Origin of the sequence: Neoaquamicrobium sediminum (assembly GCF_013240295.1) — a bacterium.
Taxonomy (GTDB): domain Bacteria; phylum Pseudomonadota; class Alphaproteobacteria; order Rhizobiales; family Rhizobiaceae; genus Aerobium; species Aerobium sediminum.
Map to the genome: position 1 here is coordinate 1,003,826 of NZ_JABETK010000001.1, position 18,447 is coordinate 1,022,272.

15 protein-coding genes and 5 pseudogenes are annotated in these 18,447 nt (G+C 64.2%); 10 read left to right on the forward strand and 10 right to left on the reverse strand.

Annotated features, from left to right (window positions below; genetic code table 11):
- Positions 1 to 20 precede the first annotated feature (20 nt).
- Genes HK436_RS04750 through sppA form a run of 3 tightly spaced genes read right to left on the reverse strand, consistent with a single transcriptional unit; the run spans position 21 to position 1,701 of the window.
- Entirely contained in the window at positions 21 to 347 is a 327-nt protein-coding gene (locus tag HK436_RS04750; protein ID WP_173189936.1) for a LapA family protein, read from the reverse strand.
- Between the two features lie 37 nt (positions 348 to 384).
- Positions 385 to 666 carry an integration host factor subunit beta gene (locus HK436_RS04755; protein ID WP_173187741.1) on the reverse strand — a complete coding sequence of 94 codons (282 nt, stop codon included), beginning with the start codon at positions 664 to 666 and terminating at the stop codon, positions 385 to 387.
- 60 nt (positions 667 to 726) lie between these two features.
- Positions 727 to 1,701: a signal peptide peptidase SppA gene (gene sppA / locus HK436_RS04760; RefSeq protein WP_173187743.1), complete on the reverse strand. Its 975-nt coding sequence runs from the start codon at positions 1,699 to 1,701 to the stop codon at positions 727 to 729.
- A 326-nt stretch (positions 1,702 to 2,027) separates the two neighbouring features.
- Here sppA and lptC point away from each other — a divergent pair, with 326 nt between their 5' ends.
- The 6 genes and pseudogenes from lptC to ptsN all read left to right on the forward strand — a co-directional run bounded on the left by lptC (position 2,028) and on the right by ptsN (position 7,239).
- Positions 2,028 to 2,693 (forward strand): LPS export ABC transporter periplasmic protein LptC, encoded by a 666-nt coding sequence (gene lptC, locus HK436_RS04765; RefSeq protein WP_173187744.1) that lies wholly within the window; start codon positions 2,028 to 2,030, stop codon positions 2,691 to 2,693.
- A 59-nt stretch (positions 2,694 to 2,752) separates the two neighbouring features.
- Positions 2,753 to 3,306: pseudogene (locus HK436_RS04770) on the forward strand (LptA/OstA family protein).
- Between the two features lie 125 nt (positions 3,307 to 3,431).
- Entirely contained in the window at positions 3,432 to 4,145 is a 714-nt protein-coding gene (gene lptB / locus HK436_RS04775) for an LPS export ABC transporter ATP-binding protein (RefSeq protein ID WP_244648782.1), read from the forward strand.
- Between the two features lie 204 nt (positions 4,146 to 4,349).
- A pseudogene (rpoN, locus tag HK436_RS04780) lies at positions 4,350 to 5,878 on the forward strand (RNA polymerase factor sigma-54).
- Between the two features lie 239 nt (positions 5,879 to 6,117).
- A complete protein-coding gene (hpf, locus tag HK436_RS04785; protein WP_173187748.1) occupies positions 6,118 to 6,699 on the forward strand; it encodes a ribosome hibernation-promoting factor, HPF/YfiA family in 582 nt (193 codons plus the stop codon).
- 75 nt (positions 6,700 to 6,774) lie between these two features.
- Positions 6,775 to 7,239 carry a PTS IIA-like nitrogen regulatory protein PtsN gene (gene ptsN, locus HK436_RS04790; RefSeq protein WP_173187750.1) on the forward strand — a complete coding sequence of 155 codons (465 nt, stop codon included), beginning with the start codon at positions 6,775 to 6,777 and terminating at the stop codon, positions 7,237 to 7,239.
- A 72-nt stretch (positions 7,240 to 7,311) separates the two neighbouring features.
- Here the strand turns inward: ptsN and HK436_RS04795 are convergent, their stop codons facing one another.
- Positions 7,312 to 7,572, reverse strand: a complete 261-nt coding sequence (locus tag HK436_RS04795) for a BQ00720 family protein (RefSeq protein ID WP_173187752.1) — start codon at positions 7,570 to 7,572, stop codon at positions 7,312 to 7,314.
- A 78-nt stretch (positions 7,573 to 7,650) separates the two neighbouring features.
- Positions 7,651 to 8,070 carry an Hsp20 family protein gene (locus tag HK436_RS04800; protein WP_173187754.1) on the reverse strand — a complete coding sequence of 140 codons (420 nt, stop codon included), beginning with the start codon at positions 8,068 to 8,070 and terminating at the stop codon, positions 7,651 to 7,653.
- Positions 8,071 to 8,189: 119 nt separating this feature from the next.
- Here HK436_RS04800 and HK436_RS04805 point away from each other — a divergent pair, with 119 nt between their 5' ends.
- Positions 8,190 to 9,131 carry a nucleoside hydrolase gene (locus tag HK436_RS04805; RefSeq protein WP_173187756.1) on the forward strand — a complete coding sequence of 314 codons (942 nt, stop codon included), beginning with the start codon at positions 8,190 to 8,192 and terminating at the stop codon, positions 9,129 to 9,131.
- A 274-nt stretch (positions 9,132 to 9,405) separates the two neighbouring features.
- Here the strand turns inward: HK436_RS04805 and HK436_RS04810 are convergent.
- The 4 genes and pseudogenes from HK436_RS04810 to HK436_RS04825 all read right to left on the reverse strand — a co-directional run bounded on the left by HK436_RS04810 (position 9,406) and on the right by HK436_RS04825 (position 15,105).
- A pseudogene (locus HK436_RS04810) lies at positions 9,406 to 9,971 on the reverse strand (ActR/PrrA/RegA family redox response regulator transcription factor).
- 67 nt (positions 9,972 to 10,038) lie between these two features.
- Positions 10,039 to 11,354: pseudogene (locus HK436_RS04815) on the reverse strand (ActS/PrrB/RegB family redox-sensitive histidine kinase).
- Between the two features lie 40 nt (positions 11,355 to 11,394).
- Positions 11,395 to 13,855, reverse strand: a pseudogene (hrpB, locus tag HK436_RS04820) (ATP-dependent helicase HrpB).
- Between the two features lie 44 nt (positions 13,856 to 13,899).
- A complete protein-coding gene (locus HK436_RS04825; RefSeq protein WP_173187758.1) occupies positions 13,900 to 15,105 on the reverse strand; it encodes an OpgC family protein in 1,206 nt (401 codons plus the stop codon).
- Between the two features lie 330 nt (positions 15,106 to 15,435).
- Between HK436_RS04825 and HK436_RS04830 the strand changes: the two genes are divergently transcribed.
- Genes HK436_RS04830 through bfr form a run of 3 tightly spaced genes read left to right on the forward strand, consistent with a single transcriptional unit; the run spans position 15,436 to position 16,529 of the window.
- Positions 15,436 to 15,717, forward strand: a complete 282-nt coding sequence (locus HK436_RS04830; RefSeq protein ID WP_173187760.1) for a hypothetical protein — start codon at positions 15,436 to 15,438, stop codon at positions 15,715 to 15,717.
- 49 nt (positions 15,718 to 15,766) lie between these two features.
- Positions 15,767 to 16,078, forward strand: a complete 312-nt coding sequence (locus HK436_RS04835; RefSeq protein WP_173187762.1) for a (2Fe-2S)-binding protein — start codon at positions 15,767 to 15,769, stop codon at positions 16,076 to 16,078.
- The gene (gene bfr / locus HK436_RS04840; RefSeq protein ID WP_173187764.1) at positions 16,044 to 16,529 is read left to right on the forward strand and encodes a bacterioferritin; all 486 of its coding nucleotides are present in this window, start codon (positions 16,044 to 16,046) and stop codon (positions 16,527 to 16,529) included. The genes HK436_RS04835 and bfr overlap by 35 nt, the downstream gene beginning before the upstream one ends.
- Positions 16,530 to 16,615: 86 nt before the next feature.
- Here bfr and HK436_RS04845 read toward each other — a convergent pair whose 3' ends face one another.
- Positions 16,616 to 18,403 carry a glucan ABC transporter ATP-binding protein/ permease gene (locus HK436_RS04845; protein ID WP_173187766.1) on the reverse strand — a complete coding sequence of 596 codons (1,788 nt, stop codon included), beginning with the start codon at positions 18,401 to 18,403 and terminating at the stop codon, positions 16,616 to 16,618.
- Between the last annotated feature and the right edge of the window lie 44 nt (positions 18,404 to 18,447).

Consider the following 18,447-nt stretch of genomic DNA (forward strand, 5'->3'; position numbering starts at 1 on the left):
GGTCGCCCAAAGGCGACGGGTCAGGCGCGCGGTGCCGGCAGCGCGGCCGCGCCGGTTTCGGGCTTGGCCGCTGGCTTCGGTGCGGCTGCGAGTTCAGCCTCGCGCCGACGCGCCAGCTTACGGTAGTGGCCCTGCCTGAACCAGGTCGCGACACTGCCGACGATCAGCCCAAGCGCGAGGGCACCGAAGAGATAGATGAACAGCGGCAGCGTCACCGTCAGCCCCGGATTGCCGGGATTGAACGGATCGAGCGTAAAATCGACAGGTGCGCGGTTGGCGACTGCAAGCGCCACAAGCACGATCGCCAGCGGAATGAAGACCACGACGGTCATGAAGCGGTTGAGCATGTGCATAATGCCGCGTCAGCGCGGCTCCCGTTCAGAGTTAGTCGGAATTGAGCCGCTCGCGCAATTCCTTGCCGGTCTTGAAGAACGGCACCCACTTCTCCTCGACTTCGACCGATTCGCCGGTGCGCGGATTGCGGCCGACGCGGGCGGGGCGATTCTTCACCGAGAATGCGCCGAAGCCGCGCAGTTCGACACGGTTGCCGGAGGCCAGCGCTTCGGAGATTTCGTCGAAGATCGCGTTCACGATGTTCTCCACGTCGCGGAGAAACAGATGCGGATTTCGGTTGGCGATGGTCTGCACGAGTTCAGACTTGATCATCGGAAAGCTTCCCCGCTGACAGCGTTGTTATCGTTTATGCAAGTGTTTTTGCTTGATTTTTCAGCCACCAAAGGCATCCCGGTCAGGTTGCCAGAGGGACAGCAGCCCGTCAAGGAACAAGCGGTCGGCGCCGATCTTGCGGGCCACGTCAGGACCGAGGCCCTCGAGGCCGAGCAAAGTTCCGGCAGCTTGTGCGAGCGCCAGCGGCGAGAAGAAGCTGTCGCTTTCCGACGACTTCCATTCGATCACGGAGAGCTCGCCGTCCACACCTTTGGAGGCCAGCCATTCGACGGCTTCCTCCTCGCCACCCAGCCCGTCGACGAGCTTGCGCTCCAGCGCCTGCCTGCCGGTGAAGATGGACCCGTCTGCGACGGCCAGCACCTCGGCGCGGCTCAGCGGGCGGCGTTCTTCCACCAGGCCGACGAACCAGTCGTAGCTGTCCATGACGAGGGCACGCAGCATGGCGCGCTCTTCGTCGGTGGTCGGGCTAAACGGCGACGGCTCGGCCTTGAGCGGCGAGGACTTCACGCCCTCGAGCTTGACGCCGATCTTGGCCATCAGCTCGGAAACGTCGGGAAACTGCACCAGCACGCCGATCGAGCCGACGATGGAGGACTGCCTTGCGACGATATGGTCGGTGGCGCTGGCGATCATATAGCCGGCGGAAGCGGCAAGGGTGCCCACCTGGGCAACGACCGGCTTCTGCTCGGCGAGCTTGCGTACCGCCTCGTAGATCGCCTCGCCGCCGACGGTCGTGCCGCCAGGAGAATCGATCGACAGGATCACGCCCTTGACGCTGTCGGCCTTCGCGATGCGTTCCAGCCGCTTGAGAAGCTCCTCGTCCTCGACGATCGTACCCTCGATCTTGACCTTGGCGATATGGTTTCCGCCCGTGCTGGCCAGCCGGTCGCGCATTGCCCAGGACGAAAGTGCTGCGACAGCGAGAACCACGATGACAAGCGCCGCCGCCCGCCAGAACGTCAGCTTGCGACGCAACCGTCTGCGGTCGATGATGTCGTCTGCCCGATCTGTCATGACGTCCTCTCCGGGTTTGCCACTTGTCCGCCGCCTGCGGACAGCTTTGTAGAACAAGCCGGCAAGGGTTAGAAGAGGCAGCTTGCCGCGCCCTGGGAGCGCCTCTGGGCGAAACCCCTTTTGCGGACGGCGCAAGGCGCCTATATTGTAGGGTGCGCTGGTTTATCCAAAAATTACCATATTAGGATGTAACTCGCGTCGACACGATCAGAACAGGTCGTCAGCTCCACTTCGGGAGCACTCTTAATTGCCTGCGGGATACGGCAGGCCAGTATCACCATCGCCCCTGATATCGGGTGCGCAATCAGATTTCGGACCAACGGGGTATGACCATTTCGTCAGCGCAACAGCCAACGGGCACGGCGCGTAGAACGGCCGCCACGCCTTCTGCGCAGGAGAGCCGCGTCGAAGAGGCGTTTTCGCGCGCGCGACGGCATTCCGGGCGGGTGCGATTCCTCAAGCTGACCTTGCCGGTTGTTGCCGTGCTGATGGTCGCTGCGTTCGTGGCCAAATCCTGGCTGGCGACACCCGAAGGCGTTTCCGTCGAACTCGGCTCGACCGCCATCGAAGGCGGCAGGCTGGTGATGTCGGATCCCAAGCTCGACGGCTTCACGCGCGACAACCGCCCTTACAACATGACGGCGGAACGCGCGATCCAGGACATCGGCAACGCCAGCAAGATCGACCTAGAAGGCATCGCCGCAAAGTTGCCGCTCGACGACGACAATTGGGTGACGGTCGCGGCAAAGAGCGGCGTCCTCGATCGTGACGCAAACACGCTCGGGCTCGACAGCGACATCACATTCACCACCGACACCGGAATTCACGCCTTACTGCGCTCCGCAGTGGTCGACATGGCCTCGGGCAAGCTGGAAACCAGCGATCCGGTCGATATTACGCTTGACGGCGCGCGCATCGAAGCCGATTCCATGCGCATCAGCGAAAAGGGCGCGGTGATGGTCTTCGAGAACCCGCGTGCGTATGGAAATTGACGCCAAGCGTCTGCAGACAGCGGCGAATGCCGAGGGGGATACGGCCAATGGAGGGACGAATGAGAATTGACGGCCGTTCCCTGGTCGTGGCCGCATGCCTTGCATTGCTGCCCGCCGGCAATGCACTTGCGCAGGAAGCTGGCCGCCTGACGGGCCTGAAGCTCGACGGCGACAAGCCGATCCAGATCGAAAGCGACCATCTGGAAGTGCGCGAGAACGACGGCGTGGCCATCTTCACCGGCAATGTCTCGGTCGTGCAGGGCCCGACGCTGCTGCGCTCGGGCAAGATGACCGTGCATTACAACACCGAGGGCGGCTCCGCGACGACGGGCTCGGCCGACATCGACCGGCTCGAGGTCGAGGGCAAGGTCTACGTCAAGTCCGAGACCCAGGTTGCCACCGGCGACAGCGGCAGCTTCGACATGCGCTCCGAGGTGCTGGTCCTTTCCGGCAAGGAAGTCGTGCTGACGGAGGGCGACAACGTCGTCGTCGGCTGCCGGCTGACCGTGCAGATGTCTACCGGGCTCGCGACCCTTGACGGTTGCGGCAAGCAGCAGGGGGCAGCGGCGGTCGGGTCAAGATGCTGCTCAAGCCCGGCTCGCAGAACCGGTAGGGCGGCCAGACCATTTCATGGCCAAACCTGCGTCTTCTTTCATCCAGTCGCTGACAGACCGATTCGCCTCCAAAGGCGCTCCGGCGGTGCAGGTGCGTGCCGATCGCGAGCGCTTCAAGGGCACCATGATCGCGCGTGGCCTGACCAAGAGCTACAAGGGCCGCCAGGTCGTCAGCGGCGTGTCCTTCGGGGTGCGCGCCGGCGAGGCGGTCGGTCTGCTCGGACCGAACGGCGCCGGCAAGACCACCTGTTTCTACATGGTGACGGGGCTGGTGCCGGTCGATCAGGGCACAATCGAGATCGACGGTTACGACGTGACCTCGATGCCAATGTACCGGCGTGCGCGACTGGGCATTGGCTACCTGCCGCAGGAAGCGTCGATTTTTCGCGGCCTTTCGGTTGAAAACAATATCCGCGCCATACTCGAAGTGACCGAAAAGGGTCGCAAGGCGCGCGAGCACCGGCTCGACGAGCTTCTTGAGGAGTTCCATATCGCACATCTGCGCAAGGCGCCTTCCATCGCGCTTTCGGGCGGCGAGCGCCGGCGTCTGGAGATTGCCCGCGCGCTGGCGTCCAACCCCAATTTCATGCTGCTGGACGAACCTTTCGCGGGCGTCGACCCGATCGCCGTCTCCGATATCCAGCAGCTCGTGCGGCACCTGACCGCGCGCGGCATCGGGGTGCTGGTCACCGATCACAATGTGCGTGAAACGCTGGGGCTCGTTGAGCGCGCCTATATCATCCACGCAGGACAGGTGCTGACTCACGGCCTGCCCTCGGAAATCGTCGAGAACCCCGACGTGCGCCGGCTCTATCTCGGCGAAGCCTTTACGCTTTAGACACCTTCCAAGCCGTTTTTCCGCGATTTCGCGCTCTCGAGGCGGGTTTTGGCATCGAGAATGCCCTCGCGTAAGCGAATCTAAACCCCGATGCGCTTGACAAGCAAAAGACGGGCCAGTTTCATTCGGCCCGAAATGGCCTGTGGGCGACAGACGCCGCGCCGGTCAATGCAGGTTCGGGGTAAGGGGTAGGTAGCGGTCGCCATGGCACTCAGCGCCAAACTGCAGTTGCGTCAGTCGCAGTCGCTGGTGATGACCCCGCAGCTCATGCAGTCGATCAAGCTGCTGCAGCTTACCCATATCGAGCTGGAACGTTTCATCGAGGATGAGATCGAGAAGAATCCGCTGCTGGAACGCACGGAGCAGCGCGACGACGACCCGCGGCGCGACGATGAGCACGACCGGCGGGCTGAAGGGGCCTCCGACGGCTCCGAGCTCGACCGCATGTTCGATGCTGACGATACGAACGCCGCCGCGATGTCGGAACGGCTCGACACGTCGATGGAAAACGTCTTTCCCGATGATCCGGGCACGGTGGAGCAGCTATCGCCGGACCTTGCCGCACAGTGGAAGTCGGCGCCGTCCGCGACGGGTGGCGGCGAAGGTTTCGACATCGAAGACATGGCTGCCTCCCGCGTCAGCCTCGCCGATCATGTCGGCGAGCAGATCGCCTTTGCCTTTCGGGCGCCCTCCGACCGCCTGATCGCGCGGGAACTCGCCGATTCGCTCGATGAAGCCGGGTACATGCGCGGCGATATGGCGGAGATTGCGGAACGGCTCGGCACGGACGAAGAGGCCGTGGCCCGTGTCCTGACCACCTGCCAGACATTCGACCCTGCAGGCCTTTTTGCACGGGACCTTGCCGAGTGCCTCGCGTTGCAGCTTCGTGCAAACGACCGTTTCGACCCGGCCATGCAAGCACTGGTCGCCCATCTCGACCTGCTGGCGCGGCGCGATTTCGCCCAGCTACGCAAGCTTTGCGGAGTGGAGGACGACGATCTGCTCGATATGCTGGCAGAGATCGCAGCCTCGACCCGCGCCCCGGCCTTGCCTTCACGCGCGGCACGGCGGACACGATCGTGCCGGATGTGATCGTCAGCGCCGCGCGCGACGGAAGCTGGTCGGTGGAGCTGAATGCCGACACGCTGCCACGCGTCCTCGTCAACCAGGACTATTTCACCAGCGTTTCGAAGCAGGCAGCCAACAACGCCGAAAAGGAGTTCCTGGCCGAGTGCCTGCAGAACGCCAACTGGCTGACGCGCAGCCTCGACCAGCGCGCGCGTACGATCCTCAAGGTTGCAAGCGAGATCGTGCGACAACAGGATGCGTTCCTGCTCCACGGCATCCGGCATCTAAGGCCGCTGAACCTGCGCACCGTCGCCGACGCGATCGGCATGCACGAATCAACGGTCAGCCGCGTGACGGCGAACAAATACATGATGACGCCGCGTGGCGTGTTCGAACTGCGCTATTTCTTTTCGGTGGCGATCGCTTCGTCGGCGGCCGGCGGCGACGCACACTCCTCGGAAGCCGTCCGGGATCGCATCCGCGAGCTCATCGACGCCGAAAAGCCGCTGGATGTGCTCTCCGACGACGCCATTGTGGATATCCTCAAGCGTGGCGGTGTCGACATCGCGCGCCGCACCGTTGCCAAGTACCGGGAAGGAATGAGTATTCCGTCGTCGGTGCAGCGTCGGCGCGAAAAACGGGCCCTTGCCTCGGCGGGCGGCTGACCCACGTCTTCCCGTTAGGTAACCTCGCCCGGTTTGACATTGCCAGCCGAAGTGACTAGAAGCCCGCCCGCATACGGCGGACCGCTTCGGAGGCGATGCGACAGCACGTCGGGACGGCGTTCCGCGCTTGAAGGAAGAAGTCCTAACCATCCGAAATGCCGCCAAAAACCTTGTGCGCGACGACCACAGGTATAAACTCCAAGCCCTCTAGAACCGGCACAAGAGAAGGTCAGTTTCATATGAGCCTGCGTATCTCTGGTAAGCACATGGAAATCGGCGACGCTTTCCGATCGAAAATCGAGGGACGTGTCGGGGAGGCTGTGGGCAAGTATTTCGACGGCGGATTTGCCGGGCACGTCACGGTTGAGAAGTCCGGATCGCGTTTTACCGCCGATTGCATGGTCCATCTCGACACCGGCATGGTGCTGCAGGCGACCGGGCAGGCACAGGACCCGCAGTTTGCGTTCGATGCCGCCGCCGAGCGCATCGAAAAGCGCCTGCGCCGCTACAAGCGCCGTCTCAAGTCGCACCAGGCTGGCGTGGTCGCTGACGGCATCGATATCGACTACCGTGTAATGGCGCCCGTTGCCGAAGACGACGAGGAAGTGCCGGAAGACTACGCGCCGGCGATCGTCGCGGAGTCCACGGTCGCGCTGCGGATCATGTCGGTCGCATCCGCCGTCATCGAACTCGACACCAAGGACAGTCCGGTTTTCGTATTCCGCAACGCCGGGAACGAGCACGTCAATGTCGTCTATCGCCGCCCTGACGGGAACATTGGCTGGATAGACACCTCCTCAGCCGTGGTCGCAAGGGCCTAGCCGCCAACAACTCAGCCGGACCGCAGGCGGGGGCTTGCGTCGCGGTTAAAAGGCAGAGCAAAAGGATAATCGGAAATGGATCTCAGCGATCTGATCGAGGTTTCGGCAGTGATGCCGGCCTTGAAGGCCAATTCCAAGAAGCAGCTTCTGCAATTGCTGGCCGAAAAGGCCGCATCGGTAACCGGCCTGCCCGAGCGCGAGGTGTTCGACACGATCCTGCAGCGCGAACGGCTGGGTTCTACCGGCGTCGGCAACGGCATTGCCATTCCGCACGGCAAGCTGCCCGGCATCTCCCGGATCACCGGCATTTTCGCGCGGCTTGAAAATCCTGTCGATTTCGAGGCTCTCGACGACCAGCCTGTCGACCTCGTCTTCCTGCTGCTGGCGCCCGAAGGCGCCGGCGCGGATCATCTGAAAGCGCTGTCGCGGATTGCGCGCGTTCTGCGAGACAGCGACATCGTCGGCAAGATTCGCGGCACCAAGGATGCTGCCGCAATTCATACTTTCCTGTCGCAGACGCCGGCGTCTCACGCCGCCTGACGGCTCCCACGGTACAGGTTCCATCCAAGGCGGCCCATGCGGCCGCCTTTTTCATTTTCGGGTGTGCCCGCGTCAGTGAATGCTGACGGGGGTCAGGTCATTCTGGATCGCCCCGGCGAGCGCCGATGCGCGTGCGTCGGTCAGCAGGATCGGCTGGCCATTGGCCGCAAAAACCGCCCAGAGCTTGGTTCCCGGCGCAATCTCGGGCATGCCCGGAAACTTTCCGCGCAGCTCGTCGCTGTCGATTTCCTTGAGATAGGCCACCGTGCCTTCGCCGAGATGGGCCAGTTCGGCCTGGGTCAGCACGGTCTTTTCTTCTTCATTCACAGTCATGTCAGCCTCCTACGCTTCAGCGGGGCGTCTCCTTGACCAACCCGCAGCAGAGCCATTGGGTTCCGGTGCGGCCGGAACTCAGTCTTTCACGGAAATGTTTATTTTCCGTACCAGTCGTTCCGGTTCGGGCCTGTCGAGATCGATCGCCAGCAGCCCGTTCTTCAATTCCGCGCCGGCAACCTTCATTCCGTCGGCCAGCACGAACACGCGCTGGAACTGCCTTGCGGCGATGCCGCGATGAAGGAATTCGCGTTCTGCATCGTCGGTCTGGCGGCCGCGGACGGTCAGTTCGTTGTCTTCGACCACCACTTCCAGATCGGCTTCGCAGAAGCCCGCGACCGCGAGCGTGATCCGCAACCTGTCACCGGTGTCGCCGCGCAGGCGCTCGATATTGTAGGGTGGGTATCCGTCGCCATTCTTGGCAACTCGTTCGAGCGTCTTCTCGATCGTGTCGAAGCCCAACAAAAGCGGGCTCGAAAAAGGCGTCATGCGCGTCATCAATCATGTCCTCAAAGAGCGACGTGGAAAGGCGGAAACCCGGATGGCATTTTCGCCCGTGCCACTGATATGGTTCGCGCGCTTTTCCAGTTCAAGAACAAAGACTGAAGGGACCGCCAGTGGCAGAAGCGCGCAAAATCATCATCGATACCGATCCCGGCCAGGACGATGCCGTGGCCATCCTGCTCGCGCTGGCCAGTCCCGAACTGGACGTGCTCGGTCTCACAGCCGTTGCGGGCAACGTTCCGCTGGCGCTCACCGAGAAGAACGCCCGCAAGATCTGCGAACTGGCGGGCCGGCCCGAAACCCGTGTCTTCGCCGGCGCGGTGCGACCGTTGACGCGCCCGCTCGTCACTGCCGAGCACGTGCATGGCCGCACCGGCCTCGACGGGCCGGAGCTTCCTGACCCCACGATGAAGCTGGAAACGCAGCATGCGGTCGACTTCATCGTCGAGAAGATGATGGCCGAGCCCGAGGGCACTGTGACGCTCTGCCCGCTCGGCCCGCTGACCAACATCGCGCTGGCGATGATCCGCGAGCCTGCGATTGTGCCGCGCATCCGCGAGATCGTGCTGATGGGCGGCGGCTATTTCGAGCAGGGCAACGTTACACCGTCGGCGGAATTCAACATCTACGTCGATCCGCAGGCAGCAGACGTCGTCTACCGCTCCGGCGCGCCGATCGTCATGATGCCGCTCGACGTGACCCACAAGGCGCTGACCACCAAGGCCCGTATCGAGCGCTTCCGCACGATGGGCACGCGCGTCGGCACCGCCACCGCGCAGCTTCTCGACTTCTTCGAGCGTTTCGACGAGGAGAAATACGGCACCGACGGCGGCCCGCTGCACGACCCCTGCGTCATCGCCTACCTGCTGAAGCCCGAGCTCTTCTCGGGCCGGCAGTGCAACGTGCAGATCGAAACCGTTTCGGAACTGACGATGGGCGCCACGGTGGTCGACTGGTGGAACATAACCGACGGCCCGCGCAACGCGCTCGTCATGCGCGACATAGACGCCGAAGGCTTCTTCGCGCTGCTGACGGAAAGGATCGCGCGGCTGTAGTGGGCGCTTTGGTCTCTACCTCTCCACCGTTATCCCGGCCAAGGGAGCGAAGCGACCGCAGAGCCGGGACCCATTGGTCCGAACATCGTGAAGCGCGGCCCGGTTCAAGTGATAGCGCATGTTGGAGCTGCCGAGCGAGCCCGCCACCCGGCCGCGCTGCTCAATAGGTCCCGGGTCTGTCCTCGCTACGCTCGGTTGCCCGGGATGACGGCGGTGCTGCGGCCAATTGGCCGATCAACCCTCGCAGCCGCCAATATAAAGCCGTTGCAACACCCTACCTGGGCGCGCGCTTGGCCAGGATGCGCTGGAGCGTGCGGCGGTGCATGTTGAGCCGCCGCGCGGTTTCCGACACGTTACGGTCGCACATCTCGTAGACGCGCTGGATATGCTCCCAGCGCACGCGGTCGGCCGACATCGGGTTTTCCGGCGGCGCGGCCTTCTCGCCTGCCGTGCGCGTCAGCGCGGCGAACACGTCGTCCGCGTCGGCGGGCTTGAGAGGTAATCGATCGCCCCCAGCTTCACCGCCGTTACGGCGGTCGCGATGTTGCCGTAGCCGGTGAGGATGATGGTGCGCGCATCGTCGCGCTTCTCGCGGATCGCCACGACCACGTCGAGCCCGTTGCCGTCGCCCAACCGCATGTCCACCACCGCATAGGCCGGCGCGGACGCCTTGACCTTGCCGACCGCCTCCTCGACGCTTTCAGCCGTATCGACGACGAACCCGCGTCCTTCCATGGCGCGCGCGAGGCGGGTCAGGAACGGCTTGTCGTCCTCGACGATCAGCAGCGAGCGGTCCGCACCGAGGATTTCGGCTGCATCGATTGCTGTTTCGTCGTTCATTGGGCGTTTTCCTGCTGTTTCATTCTCTTAATAGGCAATATCGCCCGGTTTTCAAACTTCCGAAGCGTCAATAAGCGAGTTCCGCCCTGCCCGCGGTCGACAGGAAGGCCTGTCGCGGCCAGGCGACCCGCACGATGGCGCCCTTGCCGGGTTGAGCCGCGTTGCCGAAGGTCACCGACGCGCCGGATCGCTCGAGCAGCGTCTTGGCGATGAACAGGCCGAGGCCCAGTCCCCGCCCGCCATCGACCGGCGAGCGCTTGGACATATAGGGCTCGCCGATGCGGTCGATGATTTCCGGCGGAAAGCCCGGGCCATCGTCCACCAGCGTCAGTTCCACGCGCGCGTCGTCCCATTTCCAACGCAGCACCACGGCCTCGCGGGCGAAATCGACGGCGTTCTCGACGAGGTTTCCGAGGCCGTAGATCACGCCGGGATTGCGTCGTCCGACGGGCTCCGGCCCCTGCCTCTCGCCCGGCTCCAGGGTGATAGCGATGCCGAAATCGCGATGTGGCGCAATCACCTCCTCGATCAGCGACGTGAATGGCAGCCGTGCCATATGCGCCTCGTCCTCGGAGGAAAGGCTGGTCAGCCGCTTGAGGATTTCGCGGCAGCGTTCCGACTGGGAGCGCAGCAGCACCACATCTTCCTTGAAGCGCGAATCCGAACCCAGCGCGCGTTCCATTTCCTTGGCGACGAGCGCGATCGTGGCCAGCGGCGTGCCAAGCTCGTGCGCGGCTGCGGCCGCCAGGCCGTCCAGCGCCGAAAGATGTTGTTCGCGCTGCAGGATCAGTTCGGTCGCGGAAAGCGCGTTGGCCAGAAGCCGCGCCTCCTCGGCGACGCGATAGGCATAGATGGCCGTGAACGCGATGGACGACACCACCGCCATCCACATGCCCGCCACATAGATGAACGGCATCGTCAGCGTCATGCCGGGAAACCACGGCAGCGGCAGGTGGAAGAAAGCGAGCAGCGAAGCCATCGCCACCACGGCAAGGCCCAGCAGCATCGTCCAGCGCGCCGGCAGCGACGTCGCCGAAATCACGACCGGCACCGTCATCAGCAAAGAGAAGGGATTGGTCAGCCCCCCGTCATGTAGAGCAGGCCCGCAAGCTGCAACGCGTCGAACAGCAGGATGCCGAGCGCAAAGTGCGGAGGCAGGCGGTGCGTCGCCGGATAGCGGAATGCGAGGAACAGGTTGAGCCAGGCAGAAAGCGCGATCAGCGCGAAGCAGAGGCTCACCGGCAGCGGAAATTCCAGCCAGTAGGCGACGATCAGCACCGCAGCACTCTGGCCGATGATCGCCAGCCAACGCAGGCGGATCAGCGTGTTGAGCCGCAGATGGTGAATTTCGAGCGGGTCGGGTCTGCCCAGTTTCGCAAGCATGGTGGCTCCTTATGCGCTGCCTCGCAGTCCGCGCCAAGTCCTATCTGGCGCGCGGCTTCGCCCGGTTTGTCGCAGCCGCCTGCAACGGGTCTTCAGGCCAGACGTGCTTGGGGTAGCGGCCGCGCATATCGGCGCGCACGTCGGCCCAGGAACCGCGCCAGAAGCCCGGCAGGTCGCGCGTCGTCTGGATCGGGCGGTGTGCCGGCGAGAGCAGTTCGAGCGTCAGCGGTATCCTGCCGCCGGCAATCGACGGATGCCGGTCGAGCCCGAACAGTTCCTGCACCCGGATCGCGAGAACCGGCTGGCCCTCGTCGTAGCGGATCGGCACCGAACTTCCAGAGGGTGCCGAAAAATGCGTCGGCGCGAGGTCGTTGATCTTGCGCTGCAGCTCGTGCGGCACCAGCGACATCAACCCGTTGGAAATCGCCTGGGGATCGATACGCGCCAGCAAGGCTTCGCCCGACAGAAACGGCAAAAGCCAGTCGTCCAGCGCCTCCGTCAGCGCCTCGTCGGACATGTCGGGCCAGGGCGCGCCAAGACCGCTGTGCAGCCACGCCAGACGCCGGCGCAGCGTTGCCGCCCCCTTGCCCCAGTCGAGCAAGGCAAGGCCGTGCTCGCGCAGGGCCGCTATCAGCCGGCGATCCGCCTCTGCGCCGACAGGTGCCGGCAATTGGCGTTCGGCGAGCCTGATGGCGCCGAGCCGTACCGTCTCCCGCGCCCGCAGGGCGCGGCGCTCGGCATCGAAACTCGTCTCGGTCGCGGTTTCCAGCCGCCCTGAAAGATGCTGGCGGATCTCTTCTTCGGTGATCGCTGCGGCAGACGCGATCCGCGCATTCTGGGCCCTGCCCTGCAGGTCGGCGACGACCAGAAAACCCTCCCTTGCCAGCGGCTCGGCCGGATCGAGCATCGCCCCCTGCCATTGGCGAGCACGAAACGACCGTATTCGCCCCGCGCCTTTGCAACCCGGTCGGGGTAGGCAAGAAGCAAAAGCGCGCCGGCGGAGGTCATGGCTGACGACGCCCCGGACGGCCGTTCCTGGGCAGCCGAGCGGTTGAGCCTCTCCGCCATTTTCCTCGCCGCCTGCGCGCGCGGACCCTTGTCACGGCGAAAGCCGGCCAGCCGCCGGTCCAGATCGACCGCGGTGCCGCCCAGTCCGCGTTCCGTGAGCAGCACCGCCAGTTCGCTTGCGGCCCGGCGGTCGCCGGCTTCCGCTACCATGTGGGCAAGGCGTACCGGCAGGGCCAGCCGCCGCATGGCTTCGCCCGCATCGGTAAGCCGGCCATCGCCGTCAAGCGCGCCGAGTTCGACCAGCAGCGCGCGCGCCTCGGCCAGCGCCGGGGCCGGAGGCTTGTCGAGGAAGGACAGCATCGCCGGGTCGGTCACGCCGAAGGCCGCGCAATCGAGGAGCAGACCGGAAAGGTCGGCTTCGAGAATTTCAGGCGGCGTGAAAGCCGGCAGCGCCGCCGTCTGCTCGGCGCGCCACAGCCGCAGGGCCACACCAGGTTGCGTGCGGCCGGCGCGGCCGGCACGCTGGTCTGCCGAGGCGCGGCTGGCACGCACCGTTTCCAGCCGGGTCAGGCCCGTGGCCGGTTCGTATTTCGGCAGACGCGAGAGGCCGGAATCGATCACGACGCGTACGCCGTCGATGGTGATGGAGGTTTCCGCAATCGAAGTGGCGAGCACCAGCTTGCGCCGTCCCTCCGGGGCGGGGCGGATTGCCGCGTCCTGCGCCCTGCCGTCCAGCCCGCCATAGAGCGGCGCGATGTCGACGTCGGCCGGCAACCGGCCCGCGAGGCGCTCCGCGGTCCGCTCGATTTCCCCCTGCCCCGGCAGGAAAGCCAGTACGCTGCCTGTCTCTTCCGCCAGCATGTCGCGGCAGGCCGAGGCCATCGCATCCTCGATGCGCATGTCGGCCGCGCGATCGCGGTAACGTATGTCGACGGGGTACGACCGCCCTTCGCTGGTCACCACAGGCGCCTCGCCCAGCAGCGTACCGACGCGGGCGCCATCGATGGTGGCCGACATCACCAGCAGGCGCAGATCGGGCCGCAGCGCCGCCTGCACGTCCAATGCCAGCGCCAGACCGAAATCGCCGTCCAGCGAGCGTCCGTGGAATTCGTCGAATATGACGGCGGCGATGCCGTCCATTCCGGCATCGTCGAGGATCATCCGCGACAGCACCCCTCGGTCACGACGAGGATACGGGTACGCGCCGAAACCCGGCTTTCCATGCGCATGGCATAGCCGACCGTTCCGCCCGGCTCCTCGCCGAGCAGGGCCGCCATGCGGCGCGCGGCAGCCCTCGCGGCAAGCCGGCGCGGCTCCAGCAGCAGGATGCGCCCTTCACCCCGCCAGCCAGCGTCCAGCATGGCCAGCGGCGCGAGCGTCGTCTTACCCGCGCCCGGCGGCGCAACGAGAACAGCGCTATTGCTCCTGTCCAGCACCTCCAGCAGGTGCGGCAGGGCTGCGGTTACGGGAAGATCGGGAAGCTGGCGCGTCATCCCCGCGATATGCACGATCGCGGGCGCGGCGGCCAGCCTTCCGGTCAGGCCATTTCAGGCTTTGCCCGATGCGGCAGCGAATGGTGGGCAGGTCGCAGCGGCGGACCCGTGAAGACCTCGGGGCCAGCCGGCACGGACTTGCTGCCGCGCACCAGCCCCCGATACCATTCGATGTAGTAGGCAAGGGCGAAATGCGCCCCGATGCCTGCGGCCACGATCGCGATGTCGGTCACAATCGACGGCTCGTGTACCAGACGCCAGGCCTGCGCCACCATCGACAGGATCGTGCCGGTCACGAAGACGGGCAGCGCATGACGACCCATCACGGCAAGCGGATTGTTTGTTGGTCGGCGCGCGAGGCCCGAGATCTGCGGCAGGACCGCGATCAGGTAGGCGGCGGCCAGAACGTGCAGCAAGCGGGGCGCCGAAAGGTAGGTCTTGTCGAAGCCGGTCAGCACAGATGGCAGGCCCATCGAGGTGTCGATGCCCCATAGCGGCACCTGCACCCACGCAAGCGACAGCACGAGATAGGCGGCCGCAGTACCGATCATCCAGAGATGCACCGGCAGCTTGCCGCCGCGCTTCACATGCATGGTTGCAGCGAGGCCGATGACGAACAGAAACTGCCACGACAGCGGATTGAGGAACCAGACGCCTTCGTTGGGAAAGTTCGGAGGGCCGAGACGGAAGAGGCCGGCTGCAAGCCATAGCGCGCCCGATGCTGCTACCATGTGCAGCAGGCCCGCCCGGCTGCCGATCAGCAGAAGCGCAGGCAGCAACAGAAGCACGCCCGCATACATCGACAGAATGTTGTTGTAGCCGAGTTGGTGCCCGAAGGTGACGATGCCGACCAGCGCTGCGGCGGTGTCTTCCATCACCGGGCCGATATTGATCTTCTCCAGCAGTTCGGGCGCGCCGTAATGCAGCGCGAAGAACGAGAATATGCCCAACGTGGCCATCGTGGTGCCAAGCTGCGCCATATAAAGGACGCCAACGCGCCGCCACATCTTCAGCGCGGTTGCGAGCCGCGCACCAGGGCGGAATTTCAGACCGTAGGCGAGCCCGGCCGACACGCCGGAAATCAGCACGAATGCTTCAGCTGCATCGGAAAACCCGAAATTCTTCGACGTCAACGCCTCGAACGGATTTCCCGGCACGTGATTGACGAAGATCGTGATCAGGGCAATCGCCCGGATCACGTCGATCCTGGTGTCCCTAGTGCTGCGTACCTGTGAAAGAGGATTGGTCATACGTCCATGCCGCGAGATGTGAACCGGTTCCCGACCGATCACATGAGCCCTTCAACGAACGCTGAAAGACGCACAACCGGGCGAAGCTGTGGCCATAACGCAGTAGCGCCGCAATGGTGGCACCTTCTCCCATCACATTCGGTGGCAGCCTGTTACGCGGGGCGGCAGGCGGCCTCAGCCCTTACCTTAGAATTCTTCTAACCTATTGATCTATGAGTGCTTTTGTCATGTTTGAATTGACAAGCCGGCCGCCATAGGTGTTTAAGGGGGCGTGCCTGACGGCACACCCTTTGATGTCTGGGCCTTGAACCCTTTCGATTGGAGGCAAGGATGGTTTTTCTGCCGATACGGCGCGAGGGCGCCGCGAGCCTGCGGGTGCGGGCACGCAACAACTCCTATGGCTGGCGCGGCGGCTTCCCTGCGACCGACGCGAAACGGCGTCTTGCATCTATATCGCCCTTGTTTGCCACGGCGCTGCTCACGGCTGCGATCTTCCTGCTGCCGCAAACCGGAAACGGGCGGCAGGCGCGCGCTTCCGTCGATGACATCAACGCATATGCAACCCATATCCAGTACGATTCAGCCGCGGTTGTACCGACGGTGAAGAAGTAGTGCATCTAGCCCGACCGTCCTCGTCGGCGGTCAAGCCATGAGTAGGTAAATGCTGGTCTGCCATTGCAACCTGATTACCCAGAAGGAAATCGAGCAGGTCATCGTCGGGCTTCTCGATGCCGACCCCTGGCAGCTCATCGTGCCTGCGAAGGTCTATCATACGCTCAAGAAGCGCGGTCGCTGTTGCGGCTGCTTCCCAAATGTGGTGGAAACGATCATTCGGGTAACCGAAGAGTACCATCGCCGCCTCGGCGCCGGTGAAACAGAGATCGTACCATTCCTGGACCGCGTACGTGGATTGCGCGGCCAGTACGGGAGCAGCAGCCATGAAGGGCGAAAAACGGATCATCGAGCGGCTTAACGAAGCCTTGTTCCTGGAGCTGGGAGCAGTCAACCAATACTGGCTGCACTACCGCCTTCTCGAGGACTGGGGATACGCGAAGCTCGCCAAGAAGGAGCGTGAGGAATCCATCGAGGAGATGCATCACGCCGACAAGATCATCGAGCGCATCATCTTTCTCGAGGGACATCCGAACCTTCAGAAGGTCGGCGCGCTCAGGATCGGCCAGAACGTCAAGGAAGTGCTGGAAGCCGACCTTGCCGGCGAATACGACGCCCGCACCTCCTACAAGAAGTCGCGTGAGATCTGTCAGGAGCTCGGCGACTACGTCACCATGAAGCTGTTCGAGGAACTGCTTCAGGACGAGGAAGGCCACATCGACTTCCTCGAAACCCAGCTCGAACTGTACGAACAGATCGGCGAGCAGAAGTACGGCCAGCTCAACGCGGCCTCCGCCGACGAAGCGGAATAACATCTCGACAGACAAAAAGGGCTTCCGGCACAGCCGGAAGCCCTTTTTCATGCGCGATTTTCGTATTTGCGCCGCAGACGGATCGGCTAAGCCGCCTCGGGCGACAATTCCCGCATGTTCAGCGGCACCGAGCGCAGCCGGTCCTTGTCGTCCAACAGGCCGCTGGCGCGCAGGAGCGAGGCAAAGCGGCCATTGTCGCGCGCGGCAAGTTCGTTGAAGCCGCCCATCTCAACGATCCGTCCGCGATCCATGAAGATCACGAGGTCGGCGTCGCAGACGGTCGACAGCCGGTGCGCGATGACGAAGGTGGTGCGGTTGCGCCGCAGGCGGTCGATCGCCTCCTTGACCTTGCCCTCCGTCTCGACGTCGAGCGCACTGGTCGCCTCGTCGAGCACCAGGATCGGCGCATCCTTGAGCACGGCGCGCGCGATCGCGATGCGCTGACGCTCGCCGCCGGAAAGCTGGGAGCCGCGCTCGCCGACCACAGTATCGTAGCCTTCGCTCTTGGCGAGGATGAAGTCCTGCGCGGCCGCCGCGAGCGACGCCTCGTGGACCTCGTGGTAGCCGGCATCGGCGCGGCCGAGGCGGATATTTTCCTCGATCGTGCGATTTAGCAGCCCCGCATCCTGGAACACTGTCGCAATCTGGTCGCGCAGCGATTTGCGCGTCACGGTGCGCGTATCGATGCCGTCGACGCGGATCGAGCCGGACTTCGGATCGAAGACGCGCTGCAGGAGGTTGATGAGGGTCGTCTTGCCGGCGCCCGTGGGGCCGACGATGGCCACCGTCTGACCGGCCGCAACGCTAAACGAGATGTTCTGAACGCCCTCGCCCGAATCCGGGAACTGGAAACACACGTCGTCGAAAACCACGTCGCCGCGCACCCGCTCGATCGGACGGGTGCCCATCGGCTCGCTGCGTTCGCCCACGGCATCTTCGAGCGCATAGAAGGGTTCCAGCTTGGCACGGGCCTCGAAGACCTGATTGACGAAGCCCGTCACCTGGTCGAGCCGGCCGATAAGGAGCGTCGCGAAGCCTGCAAAGGCAACGATGTCGCCGATGCGCAGGTGGCCGCGCTGAACGAGGATCGCGCCGATGACCAGAACCACCATCATCGAGATCGTGGCCGACAGGCGCTGCAGGGCGCTGGCTACAGCCCACCAGTTCAAGACCGGGAACTGCGCACCGATCAGCTCGTCCGTGTAGCGGCGTAGCGCGGCAGCTTCATCCGCAAGCCGGCCGTAGCTCTGCAGCACCGAGACGTTGCTGATCGAGTCGCTGACATGCGCGAAGACCTGATGATAATGCTGCTCGACCTGCGCCTGACCGTCCTTGGTGCGCGCCATCACCGCGCGGCTGATCGCGACGTAGGACGCGCCGAGGCAGAGCAGGACGCCAGCCATCCGCCAGTCGAGCGTCAGCGCCGTGGGGATCAGCAGCAGCAGGGCAACGGCCGTCGCCAGGTGCTGGCGCATGAATTCGAGCCATAACGAGAACAACGTTTCCATCGCGCGCAGCAGCGTGTGCAGCGAATGCGAGGTGCCGTGGCGGTGGTGCCAGGACAGCGGCATCGAGATGACCTTCTCGAAGGACTCGCCCAGCACGTCGACGCGCCGCTTATGCGCCAGCCTGTCTGCGCCGCGTGCGACGAGAACGAAGGCCACGATGTTGAATGCGCCCAGCGCGGCCCATGCCCCGACCTGGAATGCGATGTTTTCTTCCTGCGAGATGGCCTCGATGATGCGGCCGAACAGAATGGGCTCGGCGATCATGGCGATCGCGAGCGCCACATTGGCAAGGCTGATGACTGCCACCCGCTGCCTTTCGGCGGCGAGGTAGCTCATGGCCCTCCAGTAAATTGACAGAAGTGACAAACGGAACCCCGTTTTTGTTGCAGTGCACCATGCACGCGGTGACG